12 protein-coding genes and 1 other annotated feature are annotated in these 17588 nt (G+C 38.3%); all 12 genes read right to left on the bottom strand.

What is annotated here, in order from left to right; translation table 11 throughout:
- Positions 1-86: 86 nt before the first annotated feature.
- Entirely contained in the window at positions 87-674 is a 588-nt protein-coding gene (locus JWG40_RS00310) for a DUF1318 domain-containing protein (RefSeq protein ID WP_205283908.1), read from the bottom strand.
- A 7-nt stretch (positions 675-681) separates the two neighbouring features.
- Positions 682-3714 carry an LIC_11026 family protein gene (locus JWG40_RS00305; RefSeq protein WP_205283907.1) on the bottom strand — a complete coding sequence of 1011 codons (3033 nt, stop codon included), beginning with the start codon at positions 3712-3714 and terminating at the stop codon, positions 682-684.
- Positions 3715-3735: 21 nt separating this feature from the next.
- A complete protein-coding gene (locus JWG40_RS00300; protein WP_002989181.1) occupies positions 3736-4077 on the bottom strand; it encodes an STAS domain-containing protein in 342 nt (113 codons plus the stop codon).
- A gap of 63 nt (positions 4078-4140) precedes the next feature.
- Complete coding sequence (locus JWG40_RS00295) at positions 4141-4959, bottom strand: RNA polymerase subunit sigma-70 (protein WP_205283906.1); 819 nt, start codon at positions 4957-4959, stop codon at positions 4141-4143.
- Between the two features lie 94 nt (positions 4960-5053).
- Positions 5054-6430 carry a Na+/H+ antiporter NhaC family protein gene (locus JWG40_RS00290; RefSeq protein WP_205283905.1) on the bottom strand — a complete coding sequence of 459 codons (1377 nt, stop codon included), beginning with the start codon at positions 6428-6430 and terminating at the stop codon, positions 5054-5056.
- A gap of 3 nt (positions 6431-6433) precedes the next feature.
- Positions 6434-7681, bottom strand: coding sequence for an Nramp family divalent metal transporter (locus JWG40_RS00285; protein WP_205283904.1), 1248 nt, complete (start codon positions 7679-7681; stop codon positions 6434-6436).
- 50 nt (positions 7682-7731) lie between these two features.
- Positions 7732-9690 (bottom strand): PAS domain-containing hybrid sensor histidine kinase/response regulator, encoded by a 1959-nt coding sequence (locus JWG40_RS00280; RefSeq protein ID WP_205283903.1) that lies wholly within the window; start codon positions 9688-9690, stop codon positions 7732-7734.
- Between the two features lie 153 nt (positions 9691-9843).
- Positions 9844-13020 (bottom strand): efflux RND transporter permease subunit, encoded by a 3177-nt coding sequence (locus JWG40_RS00275; RefSeq protein WP_205283902.1) that lies wholly within the window; start codon positions 13018-13020, stop codon positions 9844-9846.
- Positions 13001-13999 carry a heavy metal-binding domain-containing protein gene (locus JWG40_RS00270; RefSeq protein ID WP_205283901.1) on the bottom strand — a complete coding sequence of 333 codons (999 nt, stop codon included), beginning with the start codon at positions 13997-13999 and terminating at the stop codon, positions 13001-13003. Before JWG40_RS00270 ends, JWG40_RS00275 begins: the two co-directional genes overlap by 20 nt.
- Positions 13989-15368, bottom strand: a complete 1380-nt coding sequence (locus JWG40_RS00265) for a TolC family protein (protein ID WP_205283900.1) — start codon at positions 15366-15368, stop codon at positions 13989-13991. The genes JWG40_RS00270 and JWG40_RS00265 overlap by 11 nt, the downstream gene beginning before the upstream one ends.
- A gap of 36 nt (positions 15369-15404) precedes the next feature.
- Positions 15405-15806: a hypothetical protein gene (locus JWG40_RS00260; protein WP_205283899.1), complete on the bottom strand. Its 402-nt coding sequence runs from the start codon at positions 15804-15806 to the stop codon at positions 15405-15407.
- A 541-nt stretch (positions 15807-16347) separates the two neighbouring features.
- Positions 16348-16432, bottom strand: a sequence feature (5S ribosomal RNA rRNA prediction is too short).
- 56 nt (positions 16433-16488) lie between these two features.
- Entirely contained in the window at positions 16489-17442 is a 954-nt protein-coding gene (locus JWG40_RS00255; RefSeq protein ID WP_205283898.1) for a hypothetical protein, read from the bottom strand.
- Between the last annotated feature and the right edge of the window lie 146 nt (positions 17443-17588).

Below are 17588 nucleotides of genomic sequence, written 5' to 3'. Positions count from 1 at the left end.
CTTAACACTTTTCTGAAATAAAGCACATTGTGAGAAAAAAAACGAAGATAGAATAACAAAAGATAGGGGAAACCAGAGAGATGGTTTCATTGGAATTTCTCCCATCTTCCATTGGATGTTTCATAATACTCACCTGCAGAAACGGATTTATAATACTCTTCCACTAAAGATTGTCTGTATTTGACCAATTCTTCTTCTTTTTTTCCTTTTCTCTTTTGATTTAAAATCTCTTTTTCCAAAATTATCTTTCTTGATTCATTAAGAAAAAGAACCACATCTTCGACACGTTTTCGTTTGGCGGGAATCTCATATTGAACACAATTTGGCAATCCGGAGGCCAAGGGATTTATTTTCACTATACCTGCGGGAGTTTCGCCAATCATTCCGTGCATTTTGTACAATTTTACTTCAGGCGTTAAATAGTTTATACGAATGCGGTGTGCTTTAATATCAGGATCAGAATCTTCGCTAGCTAATTTTTCACGATTGGATCTGCCGTTCGAAGAGGATTGGATGGAGGCAATCATCCAACCTTCCTTCTCTAATTCCCTGTCTTCTCCGACCATTTGTTTTTCCGCAGCCGTTTGTGCATTGGTGATAGTAATCGGCGGAACTTTTAGATTAAATAGGGACTTACATCCTAGTAATAAAAAAACAAAAATAAGACGTTTCATAAATACCTCACTCTTGGTATGTTTGGATTTCGCTTTGTGCTCGTTTCAAAAAATTTGCAAGTGGCATCCTTTGTTGGGATATTTTTCCATCTTCTAAATTAATTAATAAGGAAAGTAAGGATCGATTAAAGTATACATCCGCATAGACTAATCCTTTTGATAAAGAAACGTCTATCTTGTTTATCGAGTAACTATCGGTTATACGATCAATCAGAAAGTTTTGCGGTGAAATTACATTCAATGCACTTTTACCAAAATCACGACCAATCTGAAAAATCGAAAAAAATAAATCTAAATTAGCAACAGGTTCACTCAAATCTCGAACAGAAATATTTAGATCCGCTTTCAATTTTCCATCGTCAATTTTATCTCTGACTTTTGGTGCCATAAGTTGTTTTAAGTCAATATCTCGGATGAGAAAATTCCCTCGGAACTCCATTGATTTAGGATCTAAATTTCCTAAATTGAAAACCATGTTTTTTCCCAAAACCAATCCATCCAATGAATAGGATCGTAAAGACTCTATATTCGCATAATTTTCTTTATATTCAATAAATGCGGTAAGTCCCGGTCCATCCTTTTGGCGTTTTACATACTCAAAAGGTAAATTAGGTATATTAGGGTGAGTGCCAAGAACTTGTCCAATCGTTACATTGGCAGGATGGTTCCTACCATAGTTTTTGATGAACATAGACTTATCACCAACGATAAGACTTTCTCCATGATTCTCTGCTAAATTGTGTTGGATGGGGATTTTTGCGACGACTTCTTCTAAAAGGTAAGCCTGGCATTGTTCCCCTGGGCATTTTTGATTGTTATACGAGATCACGGGCACTTTCGAATGAAATTCGCCATTGATATCATAATCTCGAATGATTAAGTTGAGCCCCAAATCTCCCTGAAAACTAAGTCCTTTTGCTAGATACTGTTTGGTTGCAGATACCAAACCGAATGTTAGATCTAAATTTCCGAAATAAGGGCCAAGCGGAGGTTTTGGTTTTCCATTCTTAATCAATTTACCATTGGCAGCTAAGTTAAAGATTCCACCAAAGGCATTCATTTTTAAAGTTTTGATGATTATTTCGTTTGTATCGGCTCCCAAAAGCGAAACGTCTGCAGTCAATTTTAAGTCCTTCATTTCCAAACCAGGAAGTTCTGCACCGAGGTCAGCTTTGATCTGCTTTGACGACCCCGATCCAGAATAACGAGCATTCAATTTTAATTTTGGGTGGTTTCCTAAAAGGTTTTGGATTGGTGAAATTTTTTCTTTTAATACAAGTGGAAGCACAAGTAAAAGATTCGAAGTATGCACCTTTAAACCTAACGGCTGTACGTTGGCAATTAGAACTGATCCAAGCTGTAAATCCCCTTTTAAGTCTAAATCTATGGCTTTGTTGCCAGTGATTGTTTTTTGATCCAACTTTAGATCGGCGATTTTAATTTCGGAAAGACCGAATGGACGATCAAAAACAAGTATCGCATTTAAACCCAGTCCCAATAAGGAGGAAGGGGATCTGGAACGATCCAATTGGTAACGGAATCCATCAATTTTTGCATTTGTTTGAACCACAAGCGAGGCAAATGATTCAGCAGTGACTCCCAAATCCATCTGCAATTTCCCACCGAGTCCAGAAACATACTCACCTAACTGAAGCTTGTCTACATTCAAATGGAAATTTAGGCCGGTAGTGTCTAAATATTCTCCATATAAAGAAAGGGAAGCGCCGTTATAATCTAAATGTGAAGGGACAATCTTCAAAGACTTTACATAGGGAAATGGTTTCTCTGCCGTGAGAGGTTTTGTATCACCCAAATTTAAGTGGGAAGATACCTGTAATTCCAGAGAGGGAAGGGAATGGGCTTTGGATTTTCCCAATTTAAAATACAATTGCGAAGCTTTTAGTTTTAAATTAGCATCCGCATTTTTCCAGTTACCTTGGATTCCTGTTCCCTCAAGAGAAAGATCACCAGATAACTTCATTTCTGGAATGATTCCATAAAGTTGGTCGATAGATCTTTGGAATAAGGTCAGCTGCATATTAGACTTTCCAACAACAATATTAACCTTTGGTGTTTCCTTTGAAACTTCCTGAATGAAACCAGACAAACTAAGCCAAGACTGGCCCAAAACTCTAAGGTCTAGTTGGTTGATGCTAACTTGATCCAATTGATTGTCGTAATGAATATCAGATAACAGACGTAATCCGAGTTGAACCGGTTTTTTCCGAACCTCAAGTAAAATATCATCCTTTCCTATATCTGTGGTAAACAAAAACATCTCAGGGGAGACTGTCCTGTCCCATTCAAATCGTAAAGACATAGGAATGGTTTGTTTCCACCTTAATTCATCCGAATCTAAATCCAATGGGATTGGTTTGGACGCATTGAGAGAAAAAAGGACATGATCGATCTGGTTTACAATAGAAAGGTCCAAAGGAATCGATGTGAACCTGTTAGTCTCTAGTTCTGTTTGTAAAGAGAGATCTTGGATGGAAAAAAAATGCAAAGAACCCGTTTCTCGTTTTAATTGAAACTCTACTGCATCCACATTGATGAAAGCGCTGGCCTGTAACGGGAGATAGGTTTTGATTTCGGCCAGCGGTGGTTTTTGCTCAAGGACAGGCTCTGGTGTGGGGGTTTTGGACTTTTTTAGAAGGGAAACAAAGTTCCACTGACCCGAACGTTCTTCGATTTGTACCTTTGCATTCTGGAGTCCAATTTCGGAAATTTTGATTTTCCCAAATAACAAAAGAGGAAGGTTGTAACGCAGGCGAAATTCTTTGGCTTCCAAAAGCGGAGTTTTGTCAAAAGGAAGCCCAGGATACAAACGAAGATCTTTCACCTCAATCCCAAAGAAAAGGGAAAAAGTATCAAAAGATCCCTCCATCCTTCCCATAGTAAAATGAGAGACAAGTTTGGGAACTAGCAGGTCTGCCGTGAATGCGTTGAATAGAGATTTATAGAGAAGGAAAAGGACAAAAAGTCCACGAAAAGCTTTTGTTTTGGCGATTCCTAAACTTACCTTCAGGATTGGATTCATTAGTAGAATCGCCTCGAGCGATTAATATTCGAAGGAGTCTTCAGCCTCTTCCAGAGTTTTATAAATCTCGAAAACGCTAGAAAGTTTTGTGATTTCCATTAGGTTCTCGATATCGGAATTTAAGTTCGCAAATACAAGTCTACCATTCAGGCCATCAATATGTTTATAGATATTGAGAAATGTTCCTAAACCAGCTGAATTGATGAAGGGAACCTTTTTCAAATCAATAATAAATTTGGGGACTTGGCCTTTTTTGATGTACTGTTCAATCTTTTCAGATAGCTCGAACTCATTTCCGGCTTTGATGGCACCTTCAATTTTAATGATGTGCACGTCGTTTTTACTAGTAACTTTGATTTTCATAACCCTTCGGAAGGTGGTGTTGCCATTAAAATCCTTCGAATTTGCCGAATGTAAAGCAAATTTTTATGCATAGTGCAATAAATCTTTGCCAGCTTTACGAAGTTGATGTTTTCCCTGTGACAAATGGTTGCGAACTGCCTTTCTGGAAATTCCTAAGAACTTTGCAATCTCTCGTTCGGATAAAAAACTTCGATTGATGGTTCTTGTTCTTCTCAAAATCCAGAGTTTCTTTTGTTTGAGATACCATTTCCGCCGATTCACCTCTGTTGCTTCATATAGTTTTCTAGTATACCTTGTGATCATACCAGAAAGCCGAGATAAAATTTGGCGTTGGCGATAACGTTTCTCATCAAGCTCCCGATAAAAATTCTCAATACCGTGACCTGTCTCTCGTAACTTCCATAGAAGGAGTTGTTTTAAATTTTGTTTCATTGGCAAATCAAACTGTAAGGCCAAAACCAAAGCCGTCAGAGTTGGCAATTTTTCCAATTCTAAATGGACTGGGTTTTCCTCTTCCAAAAGTTCTATGGGAATCTCTGCGTTAGCTGGCATATCATAGTTCCATAATTGTAAATAGAGTTCCCCAGACTCAGAAATATCTGCGCGCCGGAACCGATTTCTATACTGGTTAAAAGCATAGGTAACAAAAAATCCAAGAACATTGGTTATATGATAATTTAAACTAAGAGTCCACATCTTTGAAAAAACTTCCAAGATAGTTACCACCATTTCACAACTTTCATCATCAGTAATTTTTCTCTTTTTGGCCAACCGGTCTACCATCCAGATGGGCAGATGTTCTCTCACAATATTGGGATTGTTATTGGAGCGAGCTTCTTCAATGAGAGGGAGAATTTTTTCATCTAATATTTTTGGTAACATGGAGGGAATTTATAATTCACTAATAAAGGAAAGAAACTCAAATAAAGTTTAGGAATAGAATCAATCGTCCGTTATACGAACTTGATTTGTTCAACTATGAACTTTTAGATTTATTTTTCCCAAAGAGCAGAAGGGAGACAGATAAGATCAGATGAAACAAATTGAAGAAAACAAATGGGAAAAAAGCGAAAACAGATACACCAAGCGAAGTAGACATAAATGCACCACAACTATTCCAAGGAATGAGTGGCGAAGTGATTGTGCCTGAGTCTTCTAAGGAACGGGAAATATCTTTTTCTGGAATTCCTTTTTCTTCTGCAAGACTTCGGAAGGCTCGTGCCGGAATCACTAAGGATAGGTATTGGTCTGCAGTGACCAAATTTAAAAGAAAAGAAGTTCCCATTGTGGAAAGTAAAATATCCCACTTGTCCTTGGCCCAGTTTTTAATATGAATTAAAATTTCGTTTAGGTATCCATATCCTTCGACAACAGCGCCAAACCAAACAGCTGCGAGAATTAATACTTCTGTTGGCAAAATGGCCACCACACCTCCTCCACTTAAAAAACGATCCAATACATCATTTCCTGAATGAGATTCAAACCCGTAAAACAAAGATTCCACAATATCCAGTCGAAATCCTGATTCAGTCACACTAAACCCAATGGCAGAAACAATCCCAAGTAACAAAGATAATCTGATATGTAATTTAAATAGAGAAGATCCAAATACCAAAACTACAGGAACAAATTTCATCCATGAAATTTGATGATCCGCACCAGACAAAAAATTTCCCGATTGCAAAGACAAGTTTGTAATTTGGCTGGAATCCCAAACATAAAGATTGAGAAAATAAAAACCAAGGATGGCAACCCCGAAGCTAATACAAGTTGTCTTCAACATATGCCTGATATGAGTCCAAATAGGAACATGTGTTAAACTAGAAGCTAAGTTGGTTGTATCGGAAAGGGGAGAAAGTTTATCTCCAAAATAACACCCACTCACGATAGCACCAGCTGCCATAGTTTGTGGAAAAGAAATCACTTCGGCAACACCCATGAGTGCCACACCGAGAGTGCCTGCTGTGGTCCAAGAAGAACCAGAAACCATAGCTGCAATGGCAGAAACAACTGCAAGAGAGGGCAAAAAATAATCCGGCTGCAGAAACAAAATTCCAGTTTGGATCATTGCCAAAAGCACACCGGCATAAGCCCAAGAAGCAATGAGCATTCCCACAAAAAAAAGGATCTCCATCGCAGGTAATACAGAGAGAAGGTTTTTACGAAAGGATGATTTCAGAAATACAAATTTCCGATTCCTTCTTTGTAGAAAAGAAAGTAATCCTGCTACAAACAAAGCCACTGGATGAGGGTATGGAACCACCCAAACAAAACGAAAAAAAAGAATGGATAGAATTAAGTATAAAAGTGGAGAAAGAGAGAAAAAAATTGGGTGCGTTTTTTCTCTCTCCATACTTTAAAGAAACGTAATATTGATATAATAAATCGAAAATCCAAAAAGAAATAAAATACCAAACCAAGAAAGTAAATTCATCCAAGGTTTTGGTCTTTGTTCTTTCGGAATTTCTTTTCCAAATAATATCAAATGGTGAATGAGAGCAAGAACCGGTGCATTTAAAAAAGAAACAGTTGTGGCAAAGTCCACCAAACTTTTCATATTGGTTCTAAAAAAAAGTAAAATGAGAATCGAACCTACACCAACAATAACAATCCAATACCAATAGAGTTTTTCTGTAGGAATTTTTTCTAGTGGTTTGAACAAACGTCGGCTTGCGTTAGATACTACTCTTGGATAAGCATCAAAACATGTGAGAGTTGTTGAGAACATGGTAAAAAATGCGGCAATGAGAATGATGGGATAAGACCAAGACCCAATCGCAGATGTATATAATTTTACTAATTCAGAGGCAAAACTCACTGCTTGTGAGGAAAACTCAGCACCGGTGTTGTACATCATATTCGATCCAAGTGCCAAAAAACAAACGGCAAGAAGAGTTGTTCCAATATAACCAATGTTAAAATCGATCATCGCATATTTCATTGGTGGAAGTTTGCCATCAGGAGTTTTTTTCGCGAGTGTCCAATCTGATTGCCAAACAGCCGCTTCGATTGGGATGGGCATCCAACCCATAAGTGCGATGAGAAACGCAACATCACCCAAGTTGGAAATGGAGAAAGTTTTTCCTGCGGTTTCCAATTTCGGAATGGCTGCATAAAAAGAAAGGATCATCGCAACAATCGTAGATACGGTCAACAAAACTACGATCCATTTCATAAGCCCGTCTAGGGCTGCAAACTTACCAATTGCAAGTAATAAAAAACAAAAGATTAAAATGATCGCACAGAGTAACCATGGTTCCATTGTAATACCCAGGAGGTTGGAAAATAATCCTGACGTCACAAGAGTGACAGTTGCTACGATGATACACATCGTACCAATCGAGATGAAGAAAAAGATCCAGACTGGTAACCGACCAAGTGCTTCATAACCATCTAACAAGGACTTACCGGTAATGATTGTATACCTGGTTCCTACAACAAAAAAAGGATATTTGATCAAATTGGCAAATAAAACAACGAAGAGTAGTCCATATCCATATACGGCTCCCGCTCGAGTCGATTGCACAAGATGAGAAACACCAACGGCGGCACCGGCATACAAAAGCCCGGGACCAAGATAAGCTAAAAAAGGAAATCGTCTCATTTTGGACAAAATGCTGTCATTAGAAAGTTTTTGCTACTCTATTCGAAATATTATCGATTCAAATAACGAAATAGAATTTGATTGAGTGCTAAAATATCGATCGGTTTGGTCAAAAATTGATCCATCCCTACATCGAAACATTTTTTTCGTTCTTCATACAAGGCACCGGCAGTAAGAGCAATGATGGGAACATGCGTGCCAGATGGGTGTTTACGAATCTCGGTTGCCGCTTCCAAACCATCCATATTGGGCATTTGGACATCCATAAATACTAAATCGGGTTTCGATTCCCGAAAAAATCGAACTCCCTCTAACCCATCGACTGCTTCTTCAATGCGAGCTTTAGGAATGTATTTCTGAATCATACGTTTGAGTAACTCACGATTCATTTCATTGTCTTCCACTACCAAAATATTAGGAGAGATATCATTCAGTTTGGATTGGTGGAAATTTAATAATAACTCTTCTTGGAATTCATTTTCATCTTTTGTTTCTTCTATAGAAGTTCGATCCACACAGCTACATTCAATTTCAAATCGAAATTCGGAACCAGAACCTTGTTTGGACTTAACTTCAATTTTTCCACCCATTAAATCTAATAATGATTTTGTGATCCGAAGGCCAAGCCCCGTCCCCCCATATCTTCTCGTAGAGTTGGATTCCCCTTGCCAAAAAGATTGGAATAGATGTGACTTGTGTTGTTCTGGAATCCCGATCCCAGTATCTGTGATTGTAAATGTTAGTTTCGTTTTTTGATGAATCTTCGGCGAAGCATTTATTTTTAGTACAACTCCACCCACCTCGGTAAATTTTACAGCGTTCCCAAGTAAATTGATGAGAATTTGCCGAAGCCTTGTCGCATCGACTAAAATAATTTCAGGTACATTAGGTCCTTCTTCGAACCTTAGCTCGATTCCCTTTTCACTTGCCTTCCACTTCAAAACACCTAACGAATCTTTAATGATCTGTTTTAGATTAGATGTAACTTCATTCAAAACAAGTTTCCCTGCTTCGATTTTAGAGATATCTAAAACATCATTGATAATTCCAAGAAGGCCATGGGCACTGCTGATGGCATTTCGCACATATTCTTTTTGATCAGAATCCAGGTTAGTAGTCAGGAGAAGTTCGTTAAAACCAATGACTCCATTTAGCGGAGTTCGAATTTCATGACTCATATTGGCCACAAATTCTGATTTTGCTTGGTTGGCTCTTTCTGCTTCTTTGATCGCATTGAGTAAATGGAACTCAGCACTTTTGCGACCAGTAATATCATTCATATGTACTACAAAATAACGGGGGTTACCATTTCTATCCTTAACTAAAGTATTGGATATTTCGACCCACAGGATTTTTCTATCCTTAGAGAAAAATCTTTTCTCATAAATCATATTATCTTTTGAACCACCGAGGGCCGCTTCTCGAAACGAATCAAAAAGCTGTTTGTCCTCTTCATAAGCGAACTCATTTGTTTTTCTTCCGATGAGCTCACTTTCAATATAACCTAACATAGATTCTAGCTTCCGATTCAATCTTATAAATCTACCATCAAGATCTAATATACAAACGCCAACTCCGGCATTATCGAAACTCATTCGAAAACGTTCTTCGCTATCAGCTAGTTCTTCCTGAATCTTATTTTCTTCTGTAATGTCACGATTAATTGCAATGACACCGATAGTCTGACCTGTTTTATCTTTTAGAAGACTTACTGCCGAGCGGATGGTTAATCTTTGAGAACCTTTGGTATATTGAAAAACTTCCCCTTGCCAAATTCCTTTATTCTGTAATTCCGAAATACGAGTGTCCCTCGTGGAATTGTTTTGTTCTGTTTTTAAAATTGTTATCGTGGACTCGCCAATGACTTCTTTTGCAGTAAATCCATAGATTCTTTCTGCTGCAAGATTCCAGCTAGTGATTCGAAATTCTAGATCCGTAACAATCACTGCATCATATAAATATTGCAAAATAAGCGAAGAGTATACTTCGCTCGGAATCAGATTCTCCATTCTTCTTAATACCAGAACAGTTTCAAAAAAAAGTGCAAGCGATAACTGTTCAAAGATTTGTAGAAAAGATATCCCTACTCCCTTTTAGTAACTTGTTTCTCTTCCTTAGTGAATCTACTGATGATCTAAATTCAAGTTACCGAAAATATTAGATTATTTTGATATGATTTTCTTTTGTTTCCAGAGTAAATAGATTGCAGGATAAACAGCAAGTTCCATGACAAAGCTTGTCCCAAGGCCCCCCACCATAGGCGCTGCAATTCGTTTCATTAAATCGGCTCCGGAACCGGTTGCCCACATAATTGGCAATAACCCAATGAATCCAGACATCACTGTCATCATCTTGGGTCGAATCCGTTGCACTGCTCCTTCTATGATGGCTTGTTTCAAAATAGGGATTGTCATCACTTCGTTTTCCTTTTGGTGTTTTTCATAAGATAGGTCCAAATACATTAACATAAAAACACCTGTTTCGGCATCCAATCCTAAAAGTGCAATCATCCCGACCCAAACCGCAATGGAGACTTGGTATCCTAAAAAATAAATAAGCCAGATAGCACCGATTAAAGAAAAGGGAACTGCTGTTAGGACAATCATTGCTTTCATAAGTGATCCTGTACTCCAATACAGAAGAAGGCAAATTAATACGAGAGTGATCGGTAAAACTATTTTCATTCGGTTTCTAACACGAATTATATTCTCATATTGGCCGCTCCATTCCAAAAAAACCCCTTTGGGAATTTTTACATTCAACTCGACCACTTTTTGCATTCTCGATACAAATCCCAATAGGTCTGACTCCGTTGTATCCACATATACATATCCTGTTAGAAATCCATTTTCATCTCTGATCATGGCAGCTCCTGTAACAAATTCAATACTAGCTACAGAACTTAATGGGATATGAGCACCGCCACGAATCGGAATCAGAACTTTCATAATCCGTTCTAAATTATCTCGATATTCTCTTGGATACCGAATCTGAATGGAATACCTTTCTCTCTTTTCGATCGATGTAGAAATGGTTTCCCCTCCCAAAGCCGAGAGGATTGTCTTTTGGATTCCTTCAATCGTTAATCCATATTTGGCAGCTAACTCCCTTTTGATGTTAATGTCTAAATAATATCCACTAGAAGTCCTTTCTGCAAAAACAGAACGCACACCCGGTTCCTTTTTCAAAGTTTCTTCTATGGTTATGCCGATCTTCTGTATTTCCTCGCTATTCTCACCCTGTACCTTAATTCCAATGGGAGTTCGTATTCCTGTGGAAAGCATGTCGATTCTTGCACGGATGGGTTGGGTCCAAGCATTGGTAAACCCAGGAAAATCTAAAGAAAGGTTCATCTCTTCTAATAACTGATCCTTTGTCATTCCCTCTCGCCACTCCGACTCAGGTTTTAAATTGATGATCACTTCAAACATAGAAAGAGGAGAAGGATCTGTGGATGTTTCCGCACGACCCGCTTTCCCATACACTGATTCCACTTCCGGAAATACTTTTAGTTTAGCATCCATTAGGTTTAAAATCTTTTCCGCCTCTCCAATGGACAAACCCGGAAGAGTGGTTGGCATATAGAGTATACTTCCTTCATTTAAAGGTGGTAAAAACTCAGTTCCAATTTTAAAAAACACAGGCAACGTCAGAACGACCAAAACAAAGGCAGCCAAAACCGTACGACGAGGATATTCTAAAACTTTTTTTACTACCGGTTCATAGAGACGAAAGAGTCGTTTACTGATCGGATGTTTTTCTTCCGGTAAGTATTTACCAACAAAAACAGAAGTAAGAATTTTATTTATGGAGGGAGTAAATCCTACAATCGGATCCATTCTTGTAAACATCATTCGAAACGCTGGATCTAAGGTGATGGCAAGGATAGATGCAATAGCCATTGTTAGGTTTTTAGATAAAGCAAGTGGCCTAAATAGTCGCCCTTCTTGGTCCACCAAAGTAAAGATAGGTAAAAAGGCAACGGCGATGATGAGTAAAGAATAAAATACAGAAGGTCCGACTTCCAACAAAGCTTCCAATCTTACTGCATGAAAATCCCCGATCCTTCCTCCCGATTCCCACTCTTCCAATTTTTTATATGCATTTTCTACTTCCACAATGGCCCCATCCACAAGGACGCCGATCGACAAAGCAATTCCAGCAAGCGACATCAAGTTAGAACCAATATCCGCAAGATACATCGGTATAAAGGACAAAAGTACAGCAATGGGTATGGTTAAGATGGGAACAATGGCAGAGGGAATATGCCAAAGAAAAATAAGGATAATGATGGAAACAACGATCATTTCCTCTAAGAGTTTCTCTTTTAAAAGTCGAATCGTTTTGTTGATCAAAATTGACCTGTCGTATACAGGGATGATTTTGACTCCATCTGGTAAGGAAGACTGAATGGAATCCATTTTTAGTTTCACATCTTCTATGACTCGTAATGCATTTTCTCCGTGCCGCATAACAACAATTCCAGAGACTTTATCTCCCAAACCATTGTAATCACCAACTCCCCGTCGTAAATTAGGACCAGTAATGACTTTTGCAATATTATATAAAAAAATGGGTGTTCCATTCGGGTCCGATCCAAGGGACACCCTTTCTAGATCTTCAATCGATTTTGCATAACCCTTCACTCGAATCATAAATTCGGCTCCACCAATTTCTAAAAGACGGGCACCCACTTCATCATTCGACTCACGAACACGATCAATCACCGTATCCATATCAATTCCATACATTTGTAATTTTAAAGGATCAATTTGTATCTGGTATTGTTTCCGAAAACCACCAATGCTCGCAACTTCAGAAACACCAGGAACAGAAGTAAAGAGATACTTTAATTTAAAATCTTGCAACGACCTAAGTTCAGATAAATCCATTTTCCCTGTTTCATCAACAAGGACGTATTGAAAGATCCAACCAACACCTGTTGCATCTGGTCCAAGATTCAAAGTTACATCTTTAGGAAGATTACTTTGTAATTGAGATAAAAATTCGTTCACTCTCGATCTGGCCCAATACAAATCCGTTCCATCTTCAAAGATCACATAAACAAACGAATATCCAAAATCAGAAAACCCACGAACTGATTTCACCTTGGGTGCCCCGAGTAGTGAGGTAACAATAGGATAGGTCACTTGATCTTCAATGATATCAGGACTGCGATCCCATTTCGAATAAATAATCACCTGGGTATCCGACATATCAGGTAAAGCATCCATTGCGATGTTTTTAACCGAAAAGTAAGATACAAAGAGAAGGATTACTGTGACAAAAAGAATTAAATATTTATTTTCTGCTGAAAATTTAATGATTGTGCGTATCATGGATTCCACCTAACCTTAATTTCGCTTCCGAATCTAATAAAAAATTTGCCTTTGCTACAATCTCTTCTCCCTCTACCAATCCGTCTAAAACCTCAACCCATTCCGTAGAAACAAATCCAGTTTGAATGTTTCTCGGACTGAAATGGTTCTCCGATTGTTTCACATATACGATTTCTCGTTTCCCTGTAGGGAATACTGCATCTCTCGGGATTCGAAGGACATTTTTCTTTTCTATTTTTGCAGAGGATTGTACATACATCTGCGGTTTCAATCGATTGGCTGGATCTGTCACTTCGCACCAAACAGAAAGGGTCCTTGTGGTTTCATCCACTAAATTTCCAGAAGCAACCACTCTTCCTTGAAACGAAACATTAGGAATCGAGTCTGCCAGAACCTCCATTGGTGTTCCATTCACGATTTGATTGCTCTCTCCCTCATACACTCGGACAAAAATCAAAACTTGATTTTTTGATCTTCCGGTAAGAAGGATATCATTGGACTTCCGACTCAGATATTGAATTTGTGATTCACTCAATCCCAATTTTGTTAATTTTAATCTCGCACTTTTCCGAATGAAAGCATCCGGCCCAACACTACCCGAAAGAGATCGATATTCACTATAAGTGGAATACAAATCTGGATCATAGGCTACCTTCCCACTCAAGGAAATATTTTTGACAATATTCCCTTTGGAGACTGTATTCGTTTCTATTCCGATTAACCTTTGTTTCTCTTCCGAAAGGGAAAACGATCCAGAAGTTTCTTTATTTAGTTTGTTATTAGATTTTTCGGGAGGGAGCTTCGGTTCTTTTTTAACCAAGGTCATCCCACAAATAGGACACTCCCCTTCATGATCCATTTCAATTTGTGGATGCATAGGACAAGTGTATATATCTCCTGTAACCACAGCCTTATCCGCACAGGATAACCCAAAAACAACGAACACCAAAATAATAAATTTTACGATTTTATTTTTCATAAGAATCTTCCTCCGGTAATATACTATTAGTGATCTCAAGCATCTTTAAGAGAGATAACCAACGATTTAAATTCACTTCATGAAATGTAGCTTTCATTTCAATGGAATCATTTAAGAACTGATAGGTGTCGGCTAAACTAATATCACCTTTTGTATAAGCCACAGTGGAAGTGGTCATATTCCTACTCAGTGTCGGGAGTAAGGAAGATTGAAAATTTTCTACTCTCTGTTTATTCCCCATCCAGGTTTGGAACGAAGTTTTCAGTTCGGTCTCTAACAAATGAGTTTGTTTTCTTTTCTCCAACTGCATCCTTTGGACTTTGAGTAAATTAGCTCGATCCAAATCAGCTGATTTTCCTAGGGACCACACAGGAATTCGTAAGGTAATTCCTGCACTCCACAAATCACCCGAAAACTCTGGATTGTCCATAATCGAAACATTGAGGGGCCCACTATCCAATAAAAAAGGTTTTTTCCTCCTCTGCATGTAACTTATGAACACTTCTGTTTCAGGGTAGTGAAGTAATTCTTCTTTTTTGGCTTCTGCTTCCGCTTTTGCTGCATTCACTTCCGCATATTTAAAGTAAGGTGAATTTCGAATCAATTCATCAGAGTAACTTTTTACAAACTCATCCTCTTTTCCTTTTAGATATTTTAAAATTTCTTCTTCCGAAATCAAAAAAGAAGAATTATCTAAAGAGAAGTAAGACGTCTTTGCATGTAACTCCGCTAGTTGGGTATTTCTTACAAACAAACGATCCTTTATCTTTTCTTTCAGATTGAAAGCTCGAAGTGTTCCCGTGATATTACTTTTACCTGCAGAATATTGGCTCGACTCTAAGTGGCTGCCAGTAACGATACTTTTTTCGAGAGACTCCAGATCTCTGATTTCTCTCGTAAGTGCGGTTTTGATAAGGATGGTTTCAAAGTAATTTCGAATGAATTGATTCTTAATCCACTCGGCATTCAATCGATCTAATTCAGAATCTTTTTGGACAATCTGTTTCTCCAAATTGAGTTTCCCTGGGAAAGGGATTTCTTGCGCAATCGAATATTCATTTCCTGTCATACCTGGTGTATCAGGCCGACTGCGATCACGGGTCACATCCCCGCGGTAAGGATAAGACCGATACGCAAATCCAAATTTAGGATCGGGATAAACATCGGCATGTTCCGACCGATGGTGTTTCTCCCTCGATTCCAAATATTTTACAAGTAACTCTGGGTGAGAACCGAGTAAGATTTGTATTTTTGATTCCATGGATTCCGATTTTTCAATCGCAATCACGCTTTGCGTATAAAAGTATATGATTACTATTAATATACTTTTATATAAATGATTACTAAAACACTGTTTTTCTAAAAACATAAAAACTCCTATTCGTAAGTGAAAACGAAGAGGAGTTTAAATAAGAAGGCGTACTGAATCGGAAAAATATTCGGTTGTGTCAGTTATAGAAGAAAGATTACGATCTATTACAAAATCGATAAAGGCATTCAGAGGAAGGTAAGAAAGGTAAAATAACAAATCACTTTTTAATGGAGCCACATCCAATGCGATTGCCACATTGTAGGAATCATTCCCTAACCCGATTTCAGAACAACGGCAATCCGTTTCATCAGGAGCATCACCGGCATGGCAGGGAAAAGATTCCAATGCATCTGAGCTTAAATTCTGATCACTAGAAAAAGTTTTGGGACAGGAAATCAAACCCGCGGTGCAAATAGTAACCACTAACATAGAACCAAGGGCTGCCATCGTAAACATACGAAACTTCCTCTGATTGGTTCTGACACTATTTCCCATACCAGTCCTTAGACTGGAAAAAAAAGCAAACGATCACCATCTCCAACCCAATATTATTTTTATCGAAAATCTAAAGCAGGTTTCAGCTTCTTCCTGCAACCCCACCCATTTCGCAAACGAATGAATCTTTAAAAAAATCTCTGAATTGTTAATGGATTTAATTTTATAAAAAAAGGAACCAATCTTAAACCGGCAAAGCTGCGCAGCGACAATAGGAGCGAGCAGGCGACTTTGGCGGGCGTAGCAGCGAAGCGTAGCCAAAAGTCGCGGACATTAGCCGGCACACACACAGCGCCCACAAATAAAAAAAGCGCTCACTTTCATGAACGCTTTCGTAAACAATAATGACTCTATAGGCGATGTCCTACTTCCTCCCCCACTCGCTTTTCCGCTTCGCGAACGATTAGTTACTAGCGGTACTATTGGGTTCGCTCAATGGGAGAGTAGGACATTGCCGGGTTAGCACTAATAACTCAATAAAAAAAGGCCAGCCGAAAGGTTGGCTTTTTTTATGTACAAAATAAAAATCCCCATTGAGCGAACCCAATAGTACCATCGGCGATGAGAAGCTTGACTTCCGTGTTCGGAATGGGAACGGGTATGGCCTTCTCTCCATAATCACCAGGAGTAATTACCATTACTTCCAAGTGGACTGGATTTGCAAGTACTTTTAGAAGAAAATTTACATATTTAAATCGTAAGTCACACCAAATTTTAATCCAGAAACAAGAATTGTGTGATCGGCAGAAGCAGAGACAAATTCCATTAGGGTTCCAATGCTACTGATTCCATTTTCCGAAACACTGAAAGCAATCGGACTTTGCGATTTTGCAGTCATTCGTTCACTTTCAAAACTGGCAAACAAACGAAGTTTAGGCACAACTACAATACTGCCACCAACACTTATTTTTTCGGAATTGAACGTATAACCACCGTTAGCATAATTTAAAACAACACCATTGTTATAAATTCTAAATTGTTCTGAATTGTAAGATCCGGTGGAGTTAAACAAAAATGGACCGTAGATCAGAAAATCTGCGAAAAGTGTAGCACGTTCATTTAAATCGAATTCAAACCCGACACCAAGTAGGCCAGAAGTTGCCGTTGCATTTTTTGTATCTTGCCCCAAATAACTTGGTCCACCGAGACCTAAATAACTTCCTTCCAAAGAGTGCCCCATACTACGAATCACATATTTTGGCAAAATTCTGAAGTTGGAAACCGGTGAGAGTGTAACACCGAGATTGATATCTGAATAAAGCAAACGATAGTCAGCTTCCTTGATTCCCAACCCACTCGCATAATAAGAATTCCATTCATAACCGCGACCAAATCGATTTAGATGCAAACCTAAAAAAACATTACTCAATATTCCGGCATTGACAGAATGGAAATAATCAAAACCCAAATCATTGATGAGAGTCATCCCTCGATTGTTTTGCCAATCTTGGTTGTATTCTAAGCCAACAATGTCGCTATAAAAATTTCTTTTTTCGAAATCAGGGCGAAGGCTACCAAAAAATAAAGCACCCTTGAATCGTACTGTGTTTCCATCCACTTTACCTTGCGCAGATACTGAGCCCGCAAATATGGATATGACCATCAGAAAAAAAACGAATTTAAAATTACGTTTCATTATTTGAATTACCTCTACCATCCAATAACAGCTAGCAGAGAGCTGGCTCAAGGAAAATTTAGAGACTATTTGTTCTTTTTTAAAGTATGATATGTCCAAATCCCTGAAAAGAACTCCAAGGAAATAAAAACATATTTTCGAAAAAG

The sequence above is a fragment of the Leptospira abararensis genome, from assembly GCF_016918735.1.
GTDB lineage: Bacteria > Spirochaetota > Leptospiria > Leptospirales > Leptospiraceae > Leptospira_A > Leptospira_A abararensis.
The sequence above is the reverse complement of the archived record's forward strand: the minus strand, read 5'-3'. Positions and strand labels throughout refer to the sequence as shown.

Bases quoted from the DNA above. Each gene is read 5' to 3' on its own strand.
- JWG40_RS00310 (WP_205283908.1), bottom strand. From the start codon at position 674: ATGAAACGTCTTATTTTTGTTTTTTTATTACTAGGATGTAAGTCCCTA.
- JWG40_RS00305 (WP_205283907.1), bottom strand. From the start codon at position 3,714: ATGAATCCAATCCTGAAGGTAAGTTTAGGAATCGCCAAAACAAAAGCT.
- JWG40_RS00300 (WP_002989181.1), bottom strand. From the start codon at position 4,077: ATGAAAATCAAAGTTACTAGTAAAAACGACGTGCACATCATTAAAATT.
- JWG40_RS00295 (WP_205283906.1), bottom strand. From the start codon at position 4,959: ATGTTACCAAAAATATTAGATGAAAAAATTCTCCCTCTCATTGAAGAA.
- JWG40_RS00290 (WP_205283905.1), bottom strand. From the start codon at position 6,430: ATGGAGAGAGAAAAAACGCACCCAATTTTTTTCTCTCTTTCTCCACTT.
- JWG40_RS00285 (WP_205283904.1), bottom strand. From the start codon at position 7,681: ATGAGACGATTTCCTTTTTTAGCTTATCTTGGTCCCGGGCTTTTGTAT.
- JWG40_RS00280 (WP_205283903.1), bottom strand. From the start codon at position 9,690: ATGGAGAATCTGATTCCGAGCGAAGTATACTCTTCGCTTATTTTGCAA.
- JWG40_RS00275 (WP_205283902.1), bottom strand. From the start codon at position 13,020: ATGATACGCACAATCATTAAATTTTCAGCAGAAAATAAATATTTAATT.
- JWG40_RS00270 (WP_205283901.1), bottom strand. From the start codon at position 13,999: ATGAAAAATAAAATCGTAAAATTTATTATTTTGGTGTTCGTTGTTTTT.
- JWG40_RS00265 (WP_205283900.1), bottom strand. From the start codon at position 15,368: ATGTTTTTAGAAAAACAGTGTTTTAGTAATCATTTATATAAAAGTATA.
- JWG40_RS00260 (WP_205283899.1), bottom strand. From the start codon at position 15,806: ATGGGAAATAGTGTCAGAACCAATCAGAGGAAGTTTCGTATGTTTACG.
- JWG40_RS00255 (WP_205283898.1), bottom strand. From the start codon at position 17,442: ATGAAACGTAATTTTAAATTCGTTTTTTTTCTGATGGTCATATCCATA.